General features: G+C 42.1%; 21 protein-coding genes and 1 riboswitch. Of the genes, 7 read left to right on the top strand and 14 right to left on the bottom strand.

Annotated features, from left to right (window positions below; genetic code table 11):
• Nucleotides 1–5: 5 nt before the first annotated feature.
• The 11 genes from purH to purE all read right to left on the bottom strand — a co-directional run bounded on the left by purH (nucleotide 6) and on the right by purE (nucleotide 11,477).
• Nucleotides 6–1,538 carry a bifunctional phosphoribosylaminoimidazolecarboxamide formyltransferase/IMP cyclohydrolase gene (gene purH / locus ABC361_RS05555; protein WP_413073072.1) on the bottom strand — a complete coding sequence of 511 codons (1,533 nt, stop codon included), beginning with the start codon at nucleotides 1,536–1,538 and terminating at the stop codon, nucleotides 6–8.
• A complete protein-coding gene (purN, locus tag ABC361_RS05550; protein WP_413073071.1) occupies nucleotides 1,535–2,119 on the bottom strand; it encodes a phosphoribosylglycinamide formyltransferase in 585 nt (194 codons plus the stop codon). Before purN ends, purH begins: the two co-directional genes overlap by 4 nt.
• Nucleotides 2,116–3,153: a phosphoribosylformylglycinamidine cyclo-ligase gene (gene purM / locus ABC361_RS05545; protein ID WP_413073070.1), complete on the bottom strand. Its 1,038-nt coding sequence runs from the start codon at nucleotides 3,151–3,153 to the stop codon at nucleotides 2,116–2,118. The genes purN and purM overlap by 4 nt, the downstream gene beginning before the upstream one ends.
• A gap of 21 nt (nucleotides 3,154–3,174) precedes the next feature.
• A complete protein-coding gene (gene purF / locus ABC361_RS05540) occupies nucleotides 3,175–4,587 on the bottom strand; it encodes an amidophosphoribosyltransferase (RefSeq protein ID WP_413073069.1) in 1,413 nt (470 codons plus the stop codon).
• A complete protein-coding gene (purL, locus tag ABC361_RS05535) occupies nucleotides 4,563–6,785 on the bottom strand; it encodes a phosphoribosylformylglycinamidine synthase subunit PurL (protein WP_413073068.1) in 2,223 nt (740 codons plus the stop codon). Before purL ends, purF begins: the two co-directional genes overlap by 25 nt.
• Nucleotides 6,769–7,452, bottom strand: coding sequence for a phosphoribosylformylglycinamidine synthase subunit PurQ (gene purQ / locus ABC361_RS05530; protein ID WP_413073067.1), 684 nt, complete (start codon nucleotides 7,450–7,452; stop codon nucleotides 6,769–6,771). The genes purL and purQ overlap by 17 nt, the downstream gene beginning before the upstream one ends.
• Entirely contained in the window at nucleotides 7,449–7,700 is a 252-nt protein-coding gene (gene purS / locus ABC361_RS05525) for a phosphoribosylformylglycinamidine synthase subunit PurS (RefSeq protein WP_413073066.1), read from the bottom strand. Before purS ends, purQ begins: the two co-directional genes overlap by 4 nt.
• Nucleotides 7,701–7,801: 101 nt before the next feature.
• Entirely contained in the window at nucleotides 7,802–8,521 is a 720-nt protein-coding gene (gene purC / locus ABC361_RS05520) for a phosphoribosylaminoimidazolesuccinocarboxamide synthase (RefSeq protein WP_413075723.1), read from the bottom strand.
• A gap of 27 nt (nucleotides 8,522–8,548) precedes the next feature.
• Nucleotides 8,549–9,847, bottom strand: a complete 1,299-nt coding sequence (gene purB, locus ABC361_RS05515; RefSeq protein ID WP_099305345.1) for an adenylosuccinate lyase — start codon at nucleotides 9,845–9,847, stop codon at nucleotides 8,549–8,551.
• On the bottom strand, nucleotides 9,844–10,989 hold the full coding sequence (gene purK, locus ABC361_RS05510) for a 5-(carboxyamino)imidazole ribonucleotide synthase (protein WP_413073065.1): 1,146 nt from the start codon (nucleotides 10,987–10,989) through the stop codon (nucleotides 9,844–9,846). The genes purB and purK overlap by 4 nt, the downstream gene beginning before the upstream one ends.
• Nucleotides 10,986–11,477, bottom strand: coding sequence for a 5-(carboxyamino)imidazole ribonucleotide mutase (purE, locus tag ABC361_RS05505; protein ID WP_413073064.1), 492 nt, complete (start codon nucleotides 11,475–11,477; stop codon nucleotides 10,986–10,988). Before purE ends, purK begins: the two co-directional genes overlap by 4 nt.
• 99 nt (nucleotides 11,478–11,576) lie before the next feature.
• Nucleotides 11,577–11,678: riboswitch (purine riboswitch) on the bottom strand.
• Between the two features lie 173 nt (nucleotides 11,679–11,851).
• Here purE and ABC361_RS05500 point away from each other — a divergent pair.
• Nucleotides 11,852–12,586, top strand: a complete 735-nt coding sequence (locus ABC361_RS05500) for a hypothetical protein (protein ID WP_413073063.1) — start codon at nucleotides 11,852–11,854, stop codon at nucleotides 12,584–12,586.
• A gap of 50 nt (nucleotides 12,587–12,636) precedes the next feature.
• Here ABC361_RS05500 and ABC361_RS05495 read toward each other — a convergent pair whose 3' ends face one another.
• On the bottom strand, nucleotides 12,637–12,843 hold the full coding sequence (locus ABC361_RS05495) for an NETI motif-containing protein (RefSeq protein WP_413073062.1): 207 nt from the start codon (nucleotides 12,841–12,843) through the stop codon (nucleotides 12,637–12,639).
• Between the two features lie 286 nt (nucleotides 12,844–13,129).
• Here ABC361_RS05495 and ABC361_RS05490 point away from each other — a divergent pair, with 286 nt between their 5' ends.
• The gene (locus tag ABC361_RS05490; protein WP_413073061.1) at nucleotides 13,130–14,182 is read left to right on the top strand and encodes a YkvI family membrane protein; all 1,053 of its coding nucleotides are present in this window, start codon (nucleotides 13,130–13,132) and stop codon (nucleotides 14,180–14,182) included.
• Nucleotides 14,183–14,381: 199 nt separating this feature from the next.
• On the opposite strand, the gene ABC361_RS05485 is transcribed toward ABC361_RS05490, so the two are convergent.
• Together ABC361_RS05485 and ABC361_RS05480 are read right to left on the bottom strand one after the other, a co-directional pair.
• Nucleotides 14,382–14,933, bottom strand: a complete 552-nt coding sequence (locus tag ABC361_RS05485; RefSeq protein ID WP_413075722.1) for an isoprenylcysteine carboxyl methyltransferase family protein — start codon at nucleotides 14,931–14,933, stop codon at nucleotides 14,382–14,384.
• Nucleotides 14,933–16,033 (bottom strand): type III polyketide synthase, encoded by a 1,101-nt coding sequence (locus tag ABC361_RS05480; RefSeq protein ID WP_413073060.1) that lies wholly within the window; start codon nucleotides 16,031–16,033, stop codon nucleotides 14,933–14,935. Before ABC361_RS05480 ends, ABC361_RS05485 begins: the two co-directional genes overlap by 1 nt.
• A gap of 168 nt (nucleotides 16,034–16,201) precedes the next feature.
• On the opposite strand from ABC361_RS05480, the gene ABC361_RS05475 reads away from it, so the two are divergent.
• From ABC361_RS05475 to ABC361_RS05455, 5 genes are all read left to right on the top strand, one after another.
• Nucleotides 16,202–16,528, top strand: a complete 327-nt coding sequence (locus tag ABC361_RS05475; protein ID WP_413073059.1) for a PadR family transcriptional regulator — start codon at nucleotides 16,202–16,204, stop codon at nucleotides 16,526–16,528.
• Complete coding sequence (locus ABC361_RS05470; protein ID WP_413073058.1) at nucleotides 16,518–17,435, top strand: permease prefix domain 1-containing protein; 918 nt, start codon at nucleotides 16,518–16,520, stop codon at nucleotides 17,433–17,435. Before ABC361_RS05475 ends, ABC361_RS05470 begins: the two co-directional genes overlap by 11 nt.
• 18 nt (nucleotides 17,436–17,453) lie before the next feature.
• Nucleotides 17,454–18,509, top strand: coding sequence for a hypothetical protein (locus ABC361_RS05465; protein ID WP_413073057.1), 1,056 nt, complete (start codon nucleotides 17,454–17,456; stop codon nucleotides 18,507–18,509).
• A 95-nt stretch (nucleotides 18,510–18,604) separates the two neighbouring features.
• A complete protein-coding gene (locus ABC361_RS05460; RefSeq protein ID WP_413073056.1) occupies nucleotides 18,605–19,366 on the top strand; it encodes a MerR family transcriptional regulator in 762 nt (253 codons plus the stop codon).
• Between the two features lie 80 nt (nucleotides 19,367–19,446).
• Nucleotides 19,447–20,034: a GNAT family N-acetyltransferase gene (locus tag ABC361_RS05455; protein ID WP_413073055.1), complete on the top strand. Its 588-nt coding sequence runs from the start codon at nucleotides 19,447–19,449 to the stop codon at nucleotides 20,032–20,034.
• The last annotated feature ends 3 nt before the right edge of the window (nucleotides 20,035–20,037 follow it).

Below are 20,037 nucleotides of genomic sequence, written 5' to 3'. Positions count from 1 at the left end.
CCCCCTTAATGTTTAAAATGACGTAATCCAGTAAACACCATCGCAATGCCATATTCATCTGCCTTTTGGATCGATTCATCATCTCGAACAGATCCTCCAGGTTGAATGATCGCCGTTACTCCTGCTTTAGCTGCTGTTTCTACTGTATCACCGTAAGGGAAAAACGCATCAGATGCAAGCACCGCCCCTTTTGCTCGCTCGCCTGCTTGTTCAATCGCGATTGCCGCTGAACCAACACGATTCATTTGTCCTGCGCCAACACCGACTGTCATCTCACCATTTGCTAGAACGATGGCATTTGATTTGACATGCTTAACGACTTTCCAACCTAAAGATAACGCTGTCCACTCTTCTTCAGTCGGCTCGCGCTTTGTCACAACTTGGCGATCCGCATCATCCAGTCCTAGCGTATCTTCTTCTTGTAATAATAAGCCACCGTGAATTGAGGTCAGCTTGTCTTCTGTTTCACCTTTATCCACTGCTACTTCTAGTAAGCGAATATTCTTTTTCTTCGTCAAAATTTCTTTCGCTTCCGGGCTAAAATGTGGAGCAAGGATAACTTCTAAGAAAATCTCGCTCATTGTCTGTGCGGTTTCTTTATCCACTTCACGATTAAGGGCAACAATGCCACCAAATATTGATTTTGAATCGGCTTCATAGGCGCGATTAAAAGCGGTAGCAATTGATTCGCCTGTTCCTACACCACATGGATTCATATGCTTGATCGCAACAGCAGCTGGTTCGATGAATTCTTTAATCACTTCAAGTGCCGCGTTGGCATCATTAATATTATTGTAAGAAAGCTCTTTTCCATGTAGCTGTTTCGCTTTTGCGATAGAAGAAGCTGATCCGTTGCTTTTCTCGTAAAATGCAGCTTTTTGATGAGGATTTTCACCGTAACGTAATGCTTGCTTATGCGTATATGTAACCGTTAATGTTTCAGGATGGCGCTCATCTACTGCTTCTGTTAAATAAGAAGCAATGAGTGCATCGTAAGCCGCGGTATGACGAAATACTTTAGCGGCTAGCTTTTTACGAAGAGACCGTTGGTGATCATCACTTTGTTCTAAACTAGCAAGGACTGCCTCGTAATCATTCGGATCAACGACAACGGTTACGTCTGCATGATTTTTCGCTGCAGAACGGAGCATACTTGGTCCACCAATATCAATGTTTTCAATGGCATCTTCGAAAGAAGCATCTGGCTTTGCAATCGTTTCAGCAAACGGGTAAAGATTTACGACGACAAAGTCAATTGGCGTAATGTCTAATTCTGCAATTTGGTTCATGTGGTCAGCTTTATCTCGTCTCGCGAGTAATCCACCATGAATGGCTGGATGAAGGGTTTTGACCCGACCATCTAAAATTTCTGGAAACGCCGTCACATCTGAAACATTTTTCACCGGGATCCCTGCTTCTTCTAATGAGCGCTTCGTTCCGCCCGTAGAAAGAATCTCGATACCCTGTTCTACTAGTTCATTAACAAATGGAATGAGTCCATCTTTATTTGATACGCTTACGAGTGCACGTTTCTTCATTCATTTTCTCCCCTAGTCTTTTCTGCCACAATCTGATTGACAACCTGTGGATAAAGTTGATGTTCGACTGCTTGAATTTTCGTTGTTAATGAAGCATGATCATCATCTAGTGCAATGGCTACTTTTTCCTGCGCAATCACCGGACCTGTATCCATACCTGCATCGACGTAGTGGATGGTGACACCTGTTTCCTTCGCCTTGGCTTCAAGTGCTTGGCCAACTGCATCAAGACCTGGAAAAAGCGGCAGCATTGAAGGATGAATGTTTACAATTCTCCCTTCAAACGCTTCTAAAAGCGTTGTTCCAATTAAACGCATATAGCCAGCCAGCAGGATCAACTCCACTTTAGCTGCATGTAATCGATCAATCAGATGTGTTTCATAAGCTCGTTTATCTACAAAGTTGCTTGGCAAAACTTCAGCAGTCTCTACATCTAATTCGCTTGCTTTTTTAAGAACGGGTGCCTGTCGTTTATCACTGACAACGAGTACAACATTTCCTTTTGCTGATCCATTTTGCGTTCTTTGAATCAAATTCTCCGCATTTGTACCAGAGCCAGAGGCAAAGATCGCTAGCCTCATGGTTGAATACTTCCAATTGTAATACCTGATTGGCCCGTCACTCTACCAATAATATAAGCTGTCTCTCCAGCGTCTTCTAAACAACGGATGGCTACATGCAAGTGTTCCTCACTTACTGTCAGCACCATACCAATTCCCATGTTAAACGTTGAAAATAGATCTTTGTCAGACAAATCTCCTTGTTCCTTAAGCAAAGAGAATATAGCTGGAATCGGCCATGATCCATAATCAATTTCTGCGCCTAACCCTTCTGGAAGCATTCTTGGGATGTTTTCATAAAACCCACCACCTGTAATATGCGCAGCCCCTTTTACAAGCTGTGAGCGGACAGCTTTAAGAACGGGTTTGACGTAAATTTTAGTCGGAGTCAGCAGTTCCTCTCCAAGCGGCTTCCCTAACGCTTTAGGAACACTGTCCAACGAAAGACCAGCCTGTTCAAGCAATAACTTACGAACAAGCGAAAAACCGTTTGAATGGAGTCCACTTGAAGCCAAGCCAATCAGTACGTCACCAGCTTCAATTGTCGCTCCAGTAATCATTTTGCTTTTCTCAACAGCGCCTACAGAAAACCCGGCTAAATCATATTCTTCATCACTATACATACCGGGCATTTCCGCTGTTTCCCCGCCAATAAGCGCACATCCTGCTAGCTCGCAACCGTCTGCAACACCCTTAACAATCGCTTCAATCTTTGCTGGATCCGCTTTTCCGAGTGCTAAGTAATCTAAGAAATACAACGGCTCTGCTCCTTGCACAACAATGTCGTTTACACACATTGCAACGGCATCTTGCCCGATTGTATCATGTTGATCCGCCATAAAAGCAAGCATCAGCTTCGTTCCCACACCGTCTGTCCCTGAAACAAGTACCGGCTCGTTTAAACCTAATTGCGAAAGATCAAAGTTGCCCCCAAACCCACCTAAGCTTCCAAGCACACCTTGTCGTTTCGTTCGCTCGACATGCGTTTTCATCCGTTTCACTGCTTCGTATCCTGCTTCTATATCGACCCCTGCTTGCTTATATGCTTGTGACATGACAAGTTCCTCCGCTTCATCTTAAAGTTTTGCGTGTGGATGGAGCGTATCCGCATAGATTTCTGTTGGGTATTCTCCAGTAAAACATGCTAAACATTGACCGCAATTGTGCATCGCATCTGACCGACCAATTCCAGCTTTTAGCCCCTCTGTTGATAAAAATGCCAGGCTATCCGCTCCCATCATCTCTCTCATTTCTTCTATTGAATGGGAGGAAGCGATGAGCTCTTCCGTTGTAGAAGTATCGATGCCATAAAAGCACGGATTCTTTATCGGTGGTGATGAAATGCGTACATGCACTTCAACTGCTCCTGCCTCTCGTAACATGTTCACAATTCGTCTACTCGTTGTGCCACGAACGATTGAATCATCAATCATGACAACACGCTTCCCTTCAACCACGCCACGAACAGGAGAAAGTTTCATCTTTACACCTTGTTCTCTTAACTCTTGGGATGGCTGAATGAACGTTCTTCCGACATACCGATTCTTAATCATGCCAAGTTCATAAGGAATGCCGGCTTGTTCTGCATAGCCAATCGCTGCTGAAATACTTGAATCCGGTACACCCGTTACAACGTCAGCTTCCACTGGATATTCCATTGCAAGCTGCTTCCCTAAACTTTTTCGTGCTGTATGGACATTAATAAGGTCTACATTTGAGTCGGGTCTTGCAAAATACACATACTCCATGCTACAAATTGCGCGGTTTCCAGGAGAGACAAATCGCTCACTTCGCATGCCCGTATCATCAATGATCAACAGTTCACCGGGCATCACTTCACGTTCAAATGTTGCACCGATAATATCAAACGCACACGTTTCCGAGGCCACGACATAGGCATCCCCTAAACGACCAATCGATAACGGACGCAAGCCATTCGGATCAAGGGCTACCATTAATTGACGTTCATTTAAAACAGCAAACGCATAGGCACCTTTTAAAGAAGAAAGGGCATTTTTCATTTGATCTTCTAAACTGTAGTAGCCACTACGTTTTATTAAATGAGCGAGAACTTCTGTATCTGACGTTGATTGAAAAATCGACCCTTGCGCTTCAAGCTGGTGCTTAAGATGATTGGCGTTAACCAAATTTCCGTTATGAGCAATTGCGAGTCCACCTTTTTGTGAGTTAAAGAACAGTGGCTGAACGTTGGCGTAACCACCTCCACCTGCTGTTGCATAGCGCACGTGTCCAATTGCAGCTTTTCCGTGTAAACCCGCTAAAATATCTGGATTAAAGACATCATTTACAAGTCCAAGTCCTTTATGAGCCGATAACTTCTCGCCGTCAGACACGACGATCCCAGCGCCCTCCTGCCCACGATGCTGTAAGCTATGCAAACCATAGTACGTTATTTGCGCAGCGTCTTTATGGCCAAATACGGCAAACACGCCACACTCTTCATTTAACCCTTTGATTTCAGCAAACATGGAATTGCCCCTTTCCAAGCTGACTCAAGTTCTTCCGATTGAACAGATAAGATCGTTTCTCCATCTTTTTCTATTTCAAGAATGGGTTCGTTTGTCACTGTACCAATTGCCATCGCATCTTGTACAAGCCCCTCGAAAAGCTGTTTATTCTCTTCTTTCACGGTCACAATAAAGCGGGACTGACTTTCAGCAAACAAGTCTACCGCGTCATTCGACCAGTTTACTTGCGCTCCTAATGATGTTCCAAATAATTTCTCAGCAAGAGCGACAGCAAACCCACCTTCAGCCACATCATGGGCAGAAGATACGATTCCAGCTTGGATTGCAGACAAAAGTTGCTGTTGACGGTTTTTTTCCACACCTAAATCAATGGTTGGTGCTTGACCAGAAAGCTCGCCCTGCAACAATTTTTGAATTTCGCTTCCGCTAAACTCTGGTTTTGTTTCACCAATCACGTAAAGATGATCTCCAGCTTCTTTTACCGTTTGCGTTGTAATCCAATCCACATTCTCAATTAAGCCGACCATCCCAATAACCGGTGTTGGATAAACAGCACCACCAGAGCGTTCATTATAGAGCGAGACATTTCCTCCGATTACTGGTGTGTTCAGTACTCTGCACGCTTCGCTTAAACCGTCTGTTGATTTTTCGAGCTGCCAAAAAATTTCTGGTCGTTCTGGATTTCCATAGTTTAAACAATCGGTTACGCCAAGTGGGGTCGCCCCTGAACAGACGAGGTTTCTCGCTGCCTCGGCAATCGCAATTTTCCCACCGACTTCTGGATCTAAATATAAGTAACGAGAATTACAATCCGTTGTCATCGCTAAGGCTTTTTTTGTTCCTCGGATTCGGACAACTGCTGCATCTGAACCAGGTGCTAAAACCGTATTGGTTTGCACCATGTGATCATACTGTTGATACACCCACTCTTTGCTTGCTATTGTCGGTTGAGAAAGTAGATTTACGACCATTTCCTTTATATCTCTTACAACCGGTACAAATGGCGCTTCTGTCTGGAATTTTTCATAATACGTCGGTACTGCAGACGGTTTATGATAAACAGGCGCATCTTCCGCCAGGGCATCTACAGGTACGTCTGCTACAATGTCGCCATTATGTAGGAGCCGCAAACGATGGTCATCTGTCACAACCCCAACTTCGACAGCGTGTAAGTTCCAGTGTTCAAAAATCGCTTTAATTTCGTCTTCTCGTCCTTTTTCAACGACTAACAACATACGCTCTTGTGATTCTGACAGCATCATTTCATACGGCGTCATGCCTAATTCACGCTGAGGAACCAAGTCCAAATTCATCTCAATTCCAGATCCTGCTTTACTCGCCATCTCTGCAGAAGAAGACGTTAATCCAGCTGCTCCCATGTCTTGTATTCCAATTAATGCATCAGATTTCACTACTTCAAGGCATGCTTCAAGCAGCAGCTTTTCCATAAAAGGATCACCTACTTGCACAGCCGGTCGCTTTTCATCGGACGCGTCACTTAATTCCTCTGATGCAAACGTTGCGCCATGGATGCCATCACGACCTGTGCTTGCGCCCACATACATGACCGTATTTCCGACTCCCTTTGCTTGCCCTTTTTGAATATCTTTGTGATCAATTAAGCCGACACACATCGCATTCACAAGCGGATTTGCTTCATAACAAGGATCAAACTGTACTTCTCCACCGATTGTTGGTACACCGATACAGTTCCCATAACCGGCAATGCCCGCTACTACTTCTTCAAACAAGTACTTCACTTTTGGTGATTGTAATTCGCCAAAGCGTAAAGAGTTTAAGAGTGCAATTGGACGAGCACCCATTGAAAACACGTCTCGCAAAATTCCTCCTACACCTGTTGCCGCACCTTGATACGGCTCAATTGCAGATGGGTGATTGTGGCTCTCAATTTTAAAAACAACCGCTTGCTCGTCTTCAATATCAATAATGCCAGCACCTTCTCCTGGTCCTTGTAGCACTTTTTCACCATCAACAGGAAATTTTTTTAATAACACTTTTGAATTTTTGTAGCTACAATGTTCTGACCACATAACAGAGAACAAACCTGTCTCTGTAAAATTGAGCGGACGACCGACAATCGTTTCGGCTAATGTAAATTCTGCGTCTGTTAAACCCATTTCTTGATAAAGTTTTTTCTCTTTAATCGCTTCTGCACTTGGCTCAAGAAGTAGTGACATAAGATTCCCTCCAGTTGGATAAAATCGATGTAAATAGCGTCAAACCTTGTTCATTTCCGAGTAATGATTCAACCGCTCGTTCAGGGTGAGGCATCATTCCGAGCACGTTTCCCTGTTCATTGACGATTCCAGCAATTTGCGCTTTTGATCCGTTCACATGTTCATTGTAACGAAACGCAATTTGATGATTCGCAAGCAACGATTCGTAAGTCTTATCATCGCATTCATAGTTTCCTTCGCCATGAGCAACTGGAATGTGAATGGTTTGTCCCTGTTTATAGCCTGATGTGAATAGCGTTTCGCTGTTTTCTACCTTAAGTTCGACCGTTCGGCAAACAAATTTTAGATCGATATTACGTTTCATTGCTCCTGGCAATAAACCTGATTCAAGCAATACTTGAAACCCATTACAGACACCTAATACTGGTTTTCCTTCATGAGCAGCTTGAATGACTGCCGGCATAATCGGTGCAAAACGAGCGATTGCGCCAGAACGTAAGTAATCTCCATGTGAAAATCCACCAGGCAAAAGAATAGCGTCGTACTTGTCTAGCGAGGTTTCGGTATGAAACACGTATTCAACCTCTTCTTTTAATCCATCTTTAATCGCGTGATACATATCCGCATCACAGTTTGATCCAGGAAACACAATCACTGCGAACTTCATGATGGGACAACCTCCTCCACATCAAAGCGGTAATCTTCAATAACCGTGTTGGCTAGGAGTTTTTCACACATTTCCTTCACTCGTTGTTCAACGTTTGTAACCTCTTCCATTTGAAGCTCTAAGTATTTTCCGATCCGAACATCCGCCACCTCTTCGTAGCTCATTGTATGAAGCGCATCTTTTACCGCAACTCCTTGTGGATCTAATACACTCTCGCGTAAAGTGACATACACTTTGACTTTATACATGACGTTACCCCCGTTAATAGAATAGTAGGTTTACACAATAAACAGTAAGTCAAATCAATTAATTCGCAATGTTAAACGTATCGTTTGTTCTCAATAATTGTTTACTTGGCATTGGAATGACGGAATCGAGTTAAAATCTCTTGATAACCTTCTTGAAGATTACCAATATTTCGTCTAAATAAATCTTTGTCAAAGCGTTGATTGGAGTCTTTATCCCATAAACGACATGTATCAGGTGATATTTCGTCTGCCAAAAGAATCGTTCCGTCGTCGGTTCGACCAAACTCTAGTTTAAAATCGATTAATCGGACGTTGATACCGTCAAACAATTCAATCAATTGCTCGTTTGCTTCTAATGCCATCCGTTTTAATTGATCCACTTCCTTAAGGCTTGCTGCATTCAATAGACCGATGTGGTCCTCAGTGATCAAGGGATCACCGAGGGCATCATCTTTATAATAAAATTCTACAATCGGTCTTTGAAGGGCTGTTCCTTCCTCAATACCAAGCCGCTTTGACATGCTGCCTGCAACAACATTTCGAACGACCACTTCAAGAGGAATGATCGCTACTGATTTTACTAATTGCTCTGTGTCAGATAATCTCCGAATAAAATGAGACGAAATCCCTTTATCAGCAAGACGCATAAAGATCTGCGCAGAAATTTCGTTGTTTAACTTCGCCTTCCCTAGAAGCGTATCTTTCTTTTCACCGTTAAAAGCAGTCGCTTCGTCTTTATATTCAATCCACAGTGTGCCTGCTTCTTCCGTCTGATAGATTCGTTTTGCTTTTCCTTCATAGAGCAAGTCTTGTTTTTTCACCATGCATCAGCCCTTCGTTAAGAAAATTTACTCGTTTATTCCTAAGCGATTAAAGATCGTATCCACATGCTTCATATGGTGCTCGTAGTTAAAGCACTCATCTAGCTCTTCATTTGAAAGGACCGCTGTAATCTTTGGCTCTTTTTCAATTAACTCACGGAATTGAATACCTTCTTCCCACGCTTGTGTCGCTTTTGGTTGCACCAAGTCGTAGGCTTCTTCACGGACCATGCCTTTATCAATCAAGCTAAGCAACACGCGCTGTGAATAAATTAATCCGTACGTGCGCGTCATGTTTCGCTTCATATTCTCTGGGAAGACGGTCAAATTTTTGACAATGTTACTGAAGCGATTTAACATGTAATTCACAGTAATCGTTGCATCAGGTAAAATGACACGCTCTGCTGATGAATGAGAGATGTCGCGCTCATGCCATAACACCACATTGTCATAAGCTGTGTTCATATATCCGCGCACAAGTCGAGCCAAGCCTGTCATATTTTCTGAACCAATAGGATTTCGTTTGTGCGGCATTGCCGATGACCCTTTTTGACCTTTTGCAAAAAATTCTTCTACTTCTCTTAGTTCACTTTTTTGCAAGCCACGAATTTCAACGGCGAACTTTTCAACCGATGTCGCAATAAGTGCCAAACTTGCCATATACTCCGCATGGCGATCACGCTGTAAGGTCTGTGTAGAAATAGGGGCGGGATTTAAGCCAAGCTTTGCACAGACAATTTCTTCAACGCGTGGGTCGATATTTGCATACGTTCCAACTGCTCCAGATAGCTTTCCAAATCGAACCCCTTCTGCGGCGTGTTCAAAACGTTCAATGTTACGCTTCATTTCTTCATACCATAACGCCAGTTTCAAGCCAAACGTCGTTGGTTCTGCGTGAACCCCGTGGGTACGTCCCATCATAATGGTAAATTTATGTTCAACGGCTTTTTGCTTAATCACTTCTAAGAATCGATTAAGGTCTGCTGCTAGAAGATCGTTCGCTTGCTTAAGTAAGTACGAGAGTGCCGTATCCACTACATCTGTAGACGTTAAACCGTAGTGAACCCACTTACGTTCTTCTCCTAATGTTTCAGAAACTGCTCGCGTAAATGCGACAACGTCGTGGCGAGTTTCTTCTTCGATTTCTAGAATTCGATTCACATCGAAGCTGGCGTTCTCACGAATCTTCTTTACATCTTCTTCAGGGATTTCACCAAGTTCCGCCCACGCTTCACATGCGACAATTTCTACTTCTAACCACGCTTGATAGCGGTTTTCATCGGTCCAAATCGCTCCCATTTCAGGACGCGTATAACGTTCAATCATTCCATTTCCTCCAAGACTTTCGTTTTTTTCTCCCAAAACGCATCGAGGGCTTGTATGCATGTTGCTGTATTTTCTTCAAGTACAGTTAGGTGGCCCATTTTCCGCTTCTCTTTTGCTTCCTTTTTTCCGTAGAGATGAAGCGATACATGTTGAAGTTCACCTAAACGTTCCATTAAAGGCGTCACCTGCTCACCAAGCACGTTTTCCATCACACAAGGTGATAAAAGCGTTGGCTTTCGTAAAGGCAAGCCACATACAGCTCGAATATGTTGCTCAAATTGGGAGACCTTACAAGCCTCTATTGTATAATGCCCTGAATTGTGTGGTCTAGGGGCAAGTTCATTTACGAGTATTGTCCCCTCTTTTGTCACAAACATTTCAACTGCTAATGTTCCAACCACGTTAAGTCCTTCCACAATGCGCAACGCTATCCGTTTCGCTTCTTCTTCGATGGCTGTATCAATACGCGCAGGCACAATCGTACGGTGTAACACGCTTTCTTTATGTTCATTTTCAGCAACTGGAAAAATTTCTACGTCGCCGTGTCGAGATTTTGTCGCAAGAACGGAAATTTCACATTCAAATGGAATGAGCCTCTCTAATACGAGTTCCCCGTGGTTAAGTAACACTTGACACGCTGCCTCAACTTCTTCAGCGGTTTTTACCACCGCTTGACCTTTTCCGTCATAACCGCCTCGACACGTTTTCAAAATAGCTGGTAACCCTGTTACGACAATCGCATTCGCTATGTCTTCTAACTTAGTAATCGATGCGAACGGGGCAACTTGTATATCCAGCTGTTCCAACGCTTCCTTTTCTTTTAATCGATGCTGAGTCGTCGCAAGCACTTCGTATCCTTGTGGAAAATCACTTATTTGAGAAAGCTGAGCAGATGCTTGTTCATCGATATTTTCAAACTCATATGTAAGGACATCACTCATTAATGCGAGTTGTTTACATGCTTCATAGTCATCAAATGGGGCTGTAATAACTTGATCGGCTACTTGCCCACATGGTGCATCTGGAGTTGGGTCTAAAACCGCAATGCGATACCCCATTGCCTTTGCGGATAGAGCCATCATTCTCCCTAATTGACCGCCACCAATAATACCAATCGTACTTCCAGGCTTCACGATTTTCACTGAAGATCACCTCGATGATCCATGACATGCTGTTCCATTCTTTTTCGTCTATCCAGCAAGCGTTGTTGAAGAGCTTGATCTTCAACTCCAATCATTTGCGCTGCCAACAATCCGGCATTCGTAGCGCCTGCTTGCCCAATCGCCACTGTTGCAACCGGGACGCCACCTGGCATTTGCACAATCGATAACAGCGAATCAAGACCATTTAACGCTTTTGATTGAACGGGCACACCAATAACAGGCAAAATCGTTTTAGCTGCCACCATTCCTGGCAAATGAGCCGCGCCACCAGCTCCTGCAATAATGACACGTAGCCCTTTAGCCTGAGCACGCTCTGCATACTCAAACATTAGATCTGGCGTTCGATGGGCAGAAATGACGTCTTTTTCATATGGAACTTCCAATTCATCTAACACATCACACGCATGCTTCATTGTTGGCCAATCTGACGTACTTCCCATAATAATGCCAATACGCGGTTGATTCATGGCGATCCTCCGATTTTGTTTAATTCAAAAATAAAAACACAGCATGTCATTAATCTTTAGAAAAGAGAAAAGACGACTACTGTGTCGTTAAAGCCGGTTACCCGCTTTGTCTTTCCTCATAGTCTAACAATTTACGGTCGTTAGGTAGAAACGTTCAGGCCATATTCCTGAGATTATATGAGGGGATATATTCGTTTTCGTTCCATTTCGCACTTTCAGTTTACGCAGGAAACCATCTATTGTCAACACATAGTCGAACATTTATACAATTGTCTTTCTCGAACGTTCGTTTTTCAAGAAAAGAGCATGAAAGACTCACTTTCTTTCCATTTGCGCATAAACTATGGTAAATGCCCAAGATAGGAGGAAGCGCTGTGCGTTCCTTTGATCAACGAATTAAACGTTCGTTTCTTTTTATTACATTTGGATTGGCTTGGAGTATGGCGGCACTATTACTGGCTAGACCTGACCTTCCTTCTCCATACTTCTTATTTTTTGCCTGTCTAGCCCCAGTCGCCGCTGCTTATATTGTCCACGAATCAACAACGAGTCGCTCATTGTTGCAATCAATCTTCTTGAAAGCGAAACCAAATAGCTGGTGGCTGCTAAGTGTGATCATACCAATTTTATTTGTCGCCACTTTTATCCTCTCCTATCCAATCGAATGGTTGACGTTTCACTCATGGTGGTTGTTATTAATAGGGATCTCATTTTTTTTAGAAATAGGCTGGCGTGGCTTTTTCCAAAAAGAGCTAGAATTGAAATCTTTTTGGCTTTCATCATTAACGATCGGCATACTCATGGCTTGCTGGACTACACCTATTTTGCTTATTTTCTTCGGGTTAGATGATGCACATCTCCTTCCCTTTATTCTATATTTCCTAGTTATCGCTGGTCCAAGTACTTTATTTATCTCGCTAACAAAGTCGCTCATTCCGTCAATCATTTTAAACGGTCTCCTACTTTACTTATTAACGGTTCTTCTTCCAAGCTTTCCTATGCTCGTCGTTTACTTTTCGCTGCTGCTGTTTCTTAACGGCCTGACGATGCTTGCAAACAGTGTGTTTCCTGAATACTTTTATCGTTCTTTTGTAAAAGGTGAATACTGACTCGTTTCATAAAACAAACCCCACTGCGCATTCATGCAATGGGGTTTATTTTACGTATTTTTATTTTCATTCTCAGCAAGAAGTCCTTCAAACATAATTTGTTGTTTAATCCATACAGGTTCTTTTTGTTTGCCTTCTGCAAAAACAGGCTTTTCCATTCGTTTTGTCGGCATATAGCCTAATTGCTGCATCCTTTGTAAACATGCATCAATCGTTTCTCCTTCTTGTACTTCAAACCGTTGTTTTTTTGGCTTCATATGTACCCCTACCTTTAGTTCTTTACTTGCCTTTAGTGTAACATAAGTGGTTTCGAAGCAGGGGAGATCACAGTCAAGTCCACATCTCTGTGTAAAAACAATGTACCGTATTAGGCTAGTCATATGACCTTCCTTACACAATTATATGAACTCTATCAAAATTTCCGAAATCTGGTCATCACTTCTTCAATGCTCAGACATAATTTCATCCATCCAATCCTCCCCTTGTTTCAAACATTTGTATTAAGGGTATAAAGACCTATCACAGCAGGGAAAGGAAGAAGCTATGAAAAGTGTTTTTAAAATTGCATCTGCTTTTGTTGGCGTCCTAGTCGGAGCAGGTTTTGCTTCTGGACAAGAATTATCTCAGTATTTCGCAAGTTTTGGCCATTTAGGTACTTTAGGGGGAGTTGTCTCTATCGCAATCTTTGGCTATATGGGGTTACTCTTGCTACGATTAGGAAGTCGAACAAAAGCCGAATCACACCAAGACGTGATTCACCGCATAAGCGGAAAAGTCATTGGCACCATCATTGATTACATATTAATTGCCATTTTAGTTGGAATTGGAATCGTCATGATTGCCGGATCAGGCGCAATTTTCCACCAACAATTTGGCATGCCAGAACTGTTTGGAACGATCTTAATGACTGTACTTGTTACGATTACTGTTTTATCAAATGTTGATCGAGTGGTAAAAGTCATTGCAGCCATAACGCCATTACTTATTATCTTTGTCTTGTTTCTATTTGGCTATAGCCTGTTCACAATGGACACAAGTTTTGCAGAAATGGAGACCATTGCTTTAGAACAACCTTCCTCTACAAGTCACTGGTTCGTGTCTGCTATTAATTACGTCGCTTTAGCTGTTGCTACGTGTGCACCGATGGCCATCGTAATGGGTGGAGATGAGTCGAGTTCAAAACGAGCATCGTTAGGTGGACTTATTGGCGGTTTAACCGTAGGCGTTTTAGTTATTATTTGTCATTTTACCCTTTTTGCAAGTATGGATATTGTTGCTGGGCTTGAAATGCCGTTTCTTGGTTTAGCGAATTCCATCTCCGGTTCACTAGGCATATTTTACTCGATCATCTTGTTTTTAATGATTTACAGTTCTGCCATTAGCATGTTCTTTTCATTTGGCACTCGTTTTTTTGAACCCAAAACAAAGAAATTCAACGTTCTTGTCGTCGCGTTCATACTTGGTGGTTTTGCTACGAGTTTTGTCGGTTTTACTGAACTTGTTTCGTTGTTCTATCCGATCTTTGGTTATTTAGGCATGTTGCTCATTGTCGTTTTAGTAATCGCTCCATTCCGCTTAAAAATTGCGAAGGCCTAGATCATAAGAAAAAGCTTCGTGAGGGCACGTTTCCTCATGAAGCTTTTTTAATTTACCTGAGTCAATTTCATCATTCCTTTTTAAAGAGAATGGATCGAACGATCGTTGATGAAGGAATAGTAAAAGCGTTCGCCAAATAAGGGGAAAGTTCGTTATTATGACACGCTGTAAGGGTCATGAAATTGACTCAACTATCTAATTACACAAACCAAAATCGTTTTTTTCGCTCAAAACGTTCTGTATAATCATCTGTTTCACCATGAAGTGCTTCTTCCTCTACACGAATGCGAACGCTGAGCATCCACGCATTTAAGAGCGTGAACACAACTGCTGTCCAATAGGCTTGAAAAAGGAGCGGAATAAACGCAATTTCCAGCATGACGACCGTATAATTTGGATGTCGCAAGTAGCGGTAAGGCCCTTTTTCCACTACTGGCGCTTCTGGTAGCACAATAATTTTTGTATTCCAATAGCGTCCAAGTGATGTCAGTGCCCAAAAACGAATCACTTGAGCAAAGCCAACGACTACAAGAGCAATCACGCTAACAGTTGTAAACCTCGGTTCAGTTATCGTGACTTCAATAAGGAGGCTACTAAAGAAACCGATATGTAGGGCAACCATCCACGGATAATGGTCTTTCCCAGCTTCCACACCGCCAATTCCTTTTAACCATCGTTCATTACGTTTAGCAATGATGACTTCAATAAGCCGTTGAGCGATCATGAGTCCAATAATGGCATATACCCACATCAAGCTGAGTCACCCTTCCACTCAACAAGAAGCATTTCTGAACAAAAACCTGGCCCTAGCGCTGCAATCAGTCCTTTTTCACCAGGATCATGCGCTTCCTCCATACACGCTTTCAGTACATACAAAACCGTTGGGGACGACATATTTCCATGCTCCCGTAACACTTGTCGAGATAACTCCGTTTTATCTGGAGTAAATTTCAACGCTTTTTCATAGGCTTCTAAGACTTTTTTTCCACCGGGGTGCGCAATAAACGCATCAATCTCTTCTAAAGCAACCTGTTCTTTTTCCAAATAGGCTGTCACAACTGGTTCTAACCAGTTAGCAACGATTGAAGGAATACTTCTTGAAAATACGACATTTAAACCATTGTCCTGCACATCCCATCCCATTACATCTTCAGAATTTGGCATTAGCGTTGATTGAGAGGATTGAATGGATACATAGTTCGGCTGTTTTCTCTCTTTTATTAAAGGAGATTGATCTCCTGACAGCAACGCACAAGCAACACCATCAGCGAATAAAGATGTCCCAATGAGATTGCTTTTAGAATGATCATCTTTTTGAAACGTAAGCCCGCATAACTCTACACAGACAACTAGTACAGACGATTCAGGATAAGCTAGACAATATTCATAGCCTCGACTTAAACCAGCTGCTCCTCCTGCGCACCCTAATCCCCATAAAGGAATTCGCTTCGTATCCGCTCGAAACGGGAGCTTATTCATAATTCGTGCATCCAACGAAGGGGTCGACATACCCGTACTTGATACAAACACAATGGCATCTACTTCACTTGGATGAATTGTTCGTTTTAAAAACGTCTGGCTTGCTAAACAGCCTTCAATTCCTTTCACACTATACGTAGTCGCGTTTTCAATATAACGCGCATTTCGATCACCAAATGTATGATCATCTTTGAACCATTCCATCGGTTCTGAAAAATTCCGTTTACGAATGTCTCCATTTGCAAACACTTTTAACAATCGCTCAATGTCATCAAAACTCTCAGAGAACAGCTCTTTTGCAAACTCCATTGTTTGATCTTGAGGCAATTCAAATGGCAAATCTGAGGTTTCAACAGATAGAATAGCAGGCATGTAGCATCTCTCCTCCATAGTATGTCGTTAGCATTCCCAGTCAATGACAAAATATAAGAAGGATCTTCCTCCACCCCACTTTTTTAAATTTTCAGTTGTATTTCTAACACCCTTGTAATACGATGTATTTATACCTAGTGAAACGATGTAAAAAGGAGATCGCACTAAATGGATAAAGAAATGTTGAAAGGGAGCATTGATTTTCTACTATTGTCACTGATTGGAGATCGAGACTTATACGGCTATGAGATGACGAAAAAATTAAAGTTATTAAGTGAAGAAACATACTCAATGAGTGAAGGCACCTTGTATCCTGCCTTGAAGCGGATGGAAAAAAAGCAATGGGTTACTTCTTATTGGAGTGATTCAGCCGGCGCACGCAGGAAATATTACACCATTACAGACAGTGGAAAGAAAGAATTAGTACGGAAGAAAAAAGATTGGGCTACGTTAAATCAATTGATTCAACGTACAGGAGAGTCGTATGAGCTCTAAGATGGATAGCTACCTACGAAGGATTGTCAATCAAACAGACTGTTCGAAAGAAGAACGGCAGGATATGTTTGAAGAGATGCGTGATCACTTGCTTTTAGTTCGTGAAGACTATATGGAAGAAGGTTATTCACAAATAGATGCGGAGGCGATTGCAATGAAGGAGTTTGGCCATGAAGCCACTATTGGAGATGGACTGCAACAAGCCATGTTTCCATATCGAAGAGAGTTTTTGCTTTTCTTAGCCATTGGCTCTTATTTGTTTGTTTGCGTTCAATATTTTTATGTTCTTTTTACCGAAAATGTCGCGATACACTCATTTTTTGTTCCTGCTATCGCGCACGCACTTTTACTTTTTTTTGCATTAAATCAAACGTATGCAGTGAATCGAAAGCTTTGGCTAAACCTGTCCCTTGTGTTGAACATCCTGTTAATGATGTTATTTGCTGTCCCTGATTTTACAACCACTCTTACATGGGACATGATTTTCTATAGTTTCCTTGCATTATCTATTTTCTTAATTTACAGAACTGCCTTAACATACCCACAAGGCGGAAAAAATATTAGTCAGAAACGATTTATCCACATTGTCAACATTACCACAGGATTTTTGTTACTCGTTTTTACAGGATTTCTCTTTGTTTCTTTCGCTATTTTTGCTGGGTTCCAACTACAGATTTTACTAAATTTTTTTATCCCGCATATTATCTGGTTCCTCATCTACCTGACACAAATTCGCTTGGCTAATGCCTATTCAAACTGGACGAAAAGAAGTTACGTCTTATGGCTTTTCCCCATAGTCTATGCGGCTTCTTTTATCGTCTTTTTGTATTTGCCATCCGACATGCTCGGTAGTGGTTTCCATCAAGTGTTGCGGTGGATTATTTTTCCTTTACCACCATCTTTTTAAAAATGGAGGTCTTTACGTATGAGCAATAAAAAAACGCTCCTATTCTCATTAGGAACTCTTGCGGTATCATGCATTCTATTCATCACAGTTGGTTCATTCGTCACTGCTACTCAAGATGCACAACCCGCTTTTACTGGAGAGTACGATGTAAACGATTCAGAAGAGGTATTAGTGGTCGTAAAAGAACAGGAACACGAGTCACTGTTACTTTTAGCGAATGAAGAAGAGGACACCACTCTATTTGAATCCGACGAAAACACTCAAATAACTAGCCCTGTTTTTATGGAAGAGCATACTGCTGCTTTCATTCAGACAACAGGATATAAAGATGGCGATGATCCTTACGAGACATCTTCTGAATTGGCTTATAGTACGATCTATTTTATTGATTTATTAACAAACGAAGTGGTCAATGTTGCGGATGCTCGTGGGGTTCTTCAAGATTTAGCCTATGTTCCTTCTAGCAAACAACTTATTGCGACTGGTGAAAATATTACTCAACAATCAGAGCCACAAGAACAGGAAGGGAATCAAACCGCTATCTACCATGTACACAATGGCGATTTCCAGGAAATCTATCAAGGTTCGTACGCCGCTCCAGGTTCCATGCAAGCAACAGAAGACGGAAAACTCATGATGATTTTGCCAGATGACCAAGGGAATTGGACAGCTGAATCCATGTTTGAATCAACTGAACGAATTTACATGGCCGACCCTACAGAACAACAACTTGATCTAGAGCTTGTCTCAAATCCTGAAAAAACAGAACCCATTACCAGTTTTGTGCAAGTTGAAGACGGCCTTATCTATCAAACGATTTTAAATTACCACGATGCAGATGACATGTATGACTATGACCTTGTTCCGTATTCTTATGAAAACGAAGAAGAAGGAGACCGAATAGGTGTCAGTGGCAATGAGATTGAATCTCTTCGCCTTTCATCAGCAAACATGCTTTACTACGTCAAACGTTCAAGCGCCTATCGCAACGGGAATGCATTTAGCTTACACAAGCGCGACCTTAAAGATGACGATCATGTTGAGGGTGACGTGTTTCCGCATAACGATGAGTAGCCAAACTGAATAACAGTTTGGTTTTTTTGGTACATTACATGTTGACATTGACGTTACGTAAACCTTTAGAGTGATGATGAAAGGAGAAATGGACGATGGAATATACCGTTCAACAATTAGCCAACCTTGCTGGAGTCAGTTCTCGCACATTGCGCTATTATGATCAGATTGGCTTACTGAAACCTGGAAGAACGAGTTCATCCGGTTATCGTTTGTATGGGCAGCGTGAAGTGGATTGTTTACAGCATATTCTCTTTTATCGTGAACTTGATATTGGCTTAGAACAAATAAAGACATTGTTACAAGATGCTAACATGAATGATGAAGACATGCTTGTACAGCACCGAGCAAGTCTAAAGAAAAAGCGAGATCGATTGGATCATCTTATTGAAACACTTGATCAAACATTGGCGGCAAAACAAGGGGGAAGCAAGATGACGAATGAGGATAAATTCTCTGCTTTTAAACAACAGCGCGTTCATGATAATGAACGCATGTATGGCACAGAGATTCGACACCAATACGGAGACCAAATCGTCGACGAAGCAAACCGAAAACAGCTACAACTGACGGAAGATCAATATTCGATGATGCAGAAAATAGAAGAAGATTTAAAGAAGCAACTGCAAGAAGCGTCGGTTGCTTCTGTCATTACTCAGGATCACCAAGAGCGGATCGCGAACCTGCACAAACAATGGCTTCAATATTCCTGGCCAACATACAGTCCACAAGCTCATGTTGGCTTAGCTCAACTCTATATAGAAGATGAGCGTTTCAAATCGTATTACGATCAATCCGCAAAAAATGGGGCACAGCTACTAAGAGATGCCGTTACGCATGTTTTTTCATCAACTTGATAAGTGTTAAGGAGCGTTCATAAGTCAAGTTCTACAATGCATATGCATAAAGACAAAGAACTTACTGGGGGTAAATGCCAATGAACATGTATTCCCCGTCCTTACCTTCTTTTCATACAAAACGCTTGTTCATTAGACCTCCTCTCAAAGGGGATGGTGAAAAACTATTTGAATCAGTCCAGTTTTCGAAAGCGGATTTATCCCCATGGCTACCATGGGTAAATCAAATGACAACGGTATCGCAAGCCGAAGATGCCGTTCAATTTGCCCATCAACAATTCATTGATTTGCATGACCTACGCTTTCATTTGTTCGAGCGACACTCCCTTGCTTTTATTGGCTCGGTCGGATTTCACGAAATTAAATGGAGTGTTCCGCGGATGGAAATTGGCTACTGGCTTGATTCACGATATCAAGGAAAAGGGTATATGACAGAAGCGATTAACCCTTTACTTCCCTTTGCTTTTAATCAATTAAGCGTCAACCGATTAGAATTACGGTGTGACCCTTTAAACAAAAAAAGCCGAACCATAGCTGAAAAATTAAACTTTACGCTCGAAGCCATCTTAAAAGAAAATGAACGCGCAACGTTATCTAACGGATACGCCGATACATGTGTGTATGCAATGCTTCGTTCTGCGTTTCATAAAAAAACCATCGACACGTAGGTA

Source organism: Shouchella phoenicis (genome assembly GCF_047238345.1).
Classification (GTDB): domain Bacteria; phylum Bacillota; class Bacilli; order Bacillales; family Bacillaceae_D; genus Shouchella.
Note: the sequence above shows the minus strand (reverse complement) of the source record. Positions and strands in the feature narration are given on the sequence as shown.

What these genes read in the sequence shown, in the direction of transcription:
- purH (WP_413073072.1), bottom strand. Translation starts at nt 1,538, where the DNA reads ATGAAGAAACGTGCACTCGTAAGCGTATCAAATAAAGATGGACTCATT.
- purN (WP_413073071.1), bottom strand. Translation starts at nt 2,119, where the DNA reads ATGAGGCTAGCGATCTTTGCCTCTGGCTCTGGTACAAATGCGGAGAAT.
- purM (WP_413073070.1), bottom strand. Translation starts at nt 3,153, where the DNA reads ATGTCACAAGCATATAAGCAAGCAGGGGTCGATATAGAAGCAGGATAC.
- purF (WP_413073069.1), bottom strand. Translation starts at nt 4,587, where the DNA reads ATGTTTGCTGAAATCAAAGGGTTAAATGAAGAGTGTGGCGTGTTTGCC.
- purL (WP_413073068.1), bottom strand. Translation starts at nt 6,785, where the DNA reads ATGTCACTACTTCTTGAGCCAAGTGCAGAAGCGATTAAAGAGAAAAAA.
- purQ (WP_413073067.1), bottom strand. Translation starts at nt 7,452, where the DNA reads ATGAAGTTCGCAGTGATTGTGTTTCCTGGATCAAACTGTGATGCGGAT.
- purS (WP_413073066.1), bottom strand. Translation starts at nt 7,700, where the DNA reads ATGTATAAAGTCAAAGTGTATGTCACTTTACGCGAGAGTGTATTAGAT.
- purB (WP_099305345.1), bottom strand. Translation starts at nt 9,847, where the DNA reads ATGATTGAACGTTATACGCGTCCTGAAATGGGAGCGATTTGGACCGAT.
- purE (WP_413073064.1), bottom strand. Translation starts at nt 11,477, where the DNA reads ATGAATCAACCGCGTATTGGCATTATTATGGGAAGTACGTCAGATTGG.
- ABC361_RS05495 (WP_413073062.1), bottom strand. Translation starts at nt 12,843, where the DNA reads ATGAAGCCAAAAAAACAACGGTTTGAAGTACAAGAAGGAGAAACGATT.
- ABC361_RS05490 (WP_413073061.1), top strand. Translation starts at nt 13,130, where the DNA reads ATGAAAAGTGTTTTTAAAATTGCATCTGCTTTTGTTGGCGTCCTAGTC.
- ABC361_RS05485 (WP_413075722.1), bottom strand. Translation starts at nt 14,933, where the DNA reads ATGTGGGTATATGCCATTATTGGACTCATGATCGCTCAACGGCTTATT.
- ABC361_RS05480 (WP_413073060.1), bottom strand. Translation starts at nt 16,033, where the DNA reads ATGCCTGCTATTCTATCTGTTGAAACCTCAGATTTGCCATTTGAATTG.
- ABC361_RS05475 (WP_413073059.1), top strand. Translation starts at nt 16,202, where the DNA reads ATGGATAAAGAAATGTTGAAAGGGAGCATTGATTTTCTACTATTGTCA.
- ABC361_RS05470 (WP_413073058.1), top strand. Translation starts at nt 16,518, where the DNA reads ATGAGCTCTAAGATGGATAGCTACCTACGAAGGATTGTCAATCAAACA.
- ABC361_RS05465 (WP_413073057.1), top strand. Translation starts at nt 17,454, where the DNA reads ATGAGCAATAAAAAAACGCTCCTATTCTCATTAGGAACTCTTGCGGTA.
- ABC361_RS05460 (WP_413073056.1), top strand. Translation starts at nt 18,605, where the DNA reads ATGGAATATACCGTTCAACAATTAGCCAACCTTGCTGGAGTCAGTTCT.
- ABC361_RS05455 (WP_413073055.1), top strand. Translation starts at nt 19,447, where the DNA reads ATGAACATGTATTCCCCGTCCTTACCTTCTTTTCATACAAAACGCTTG.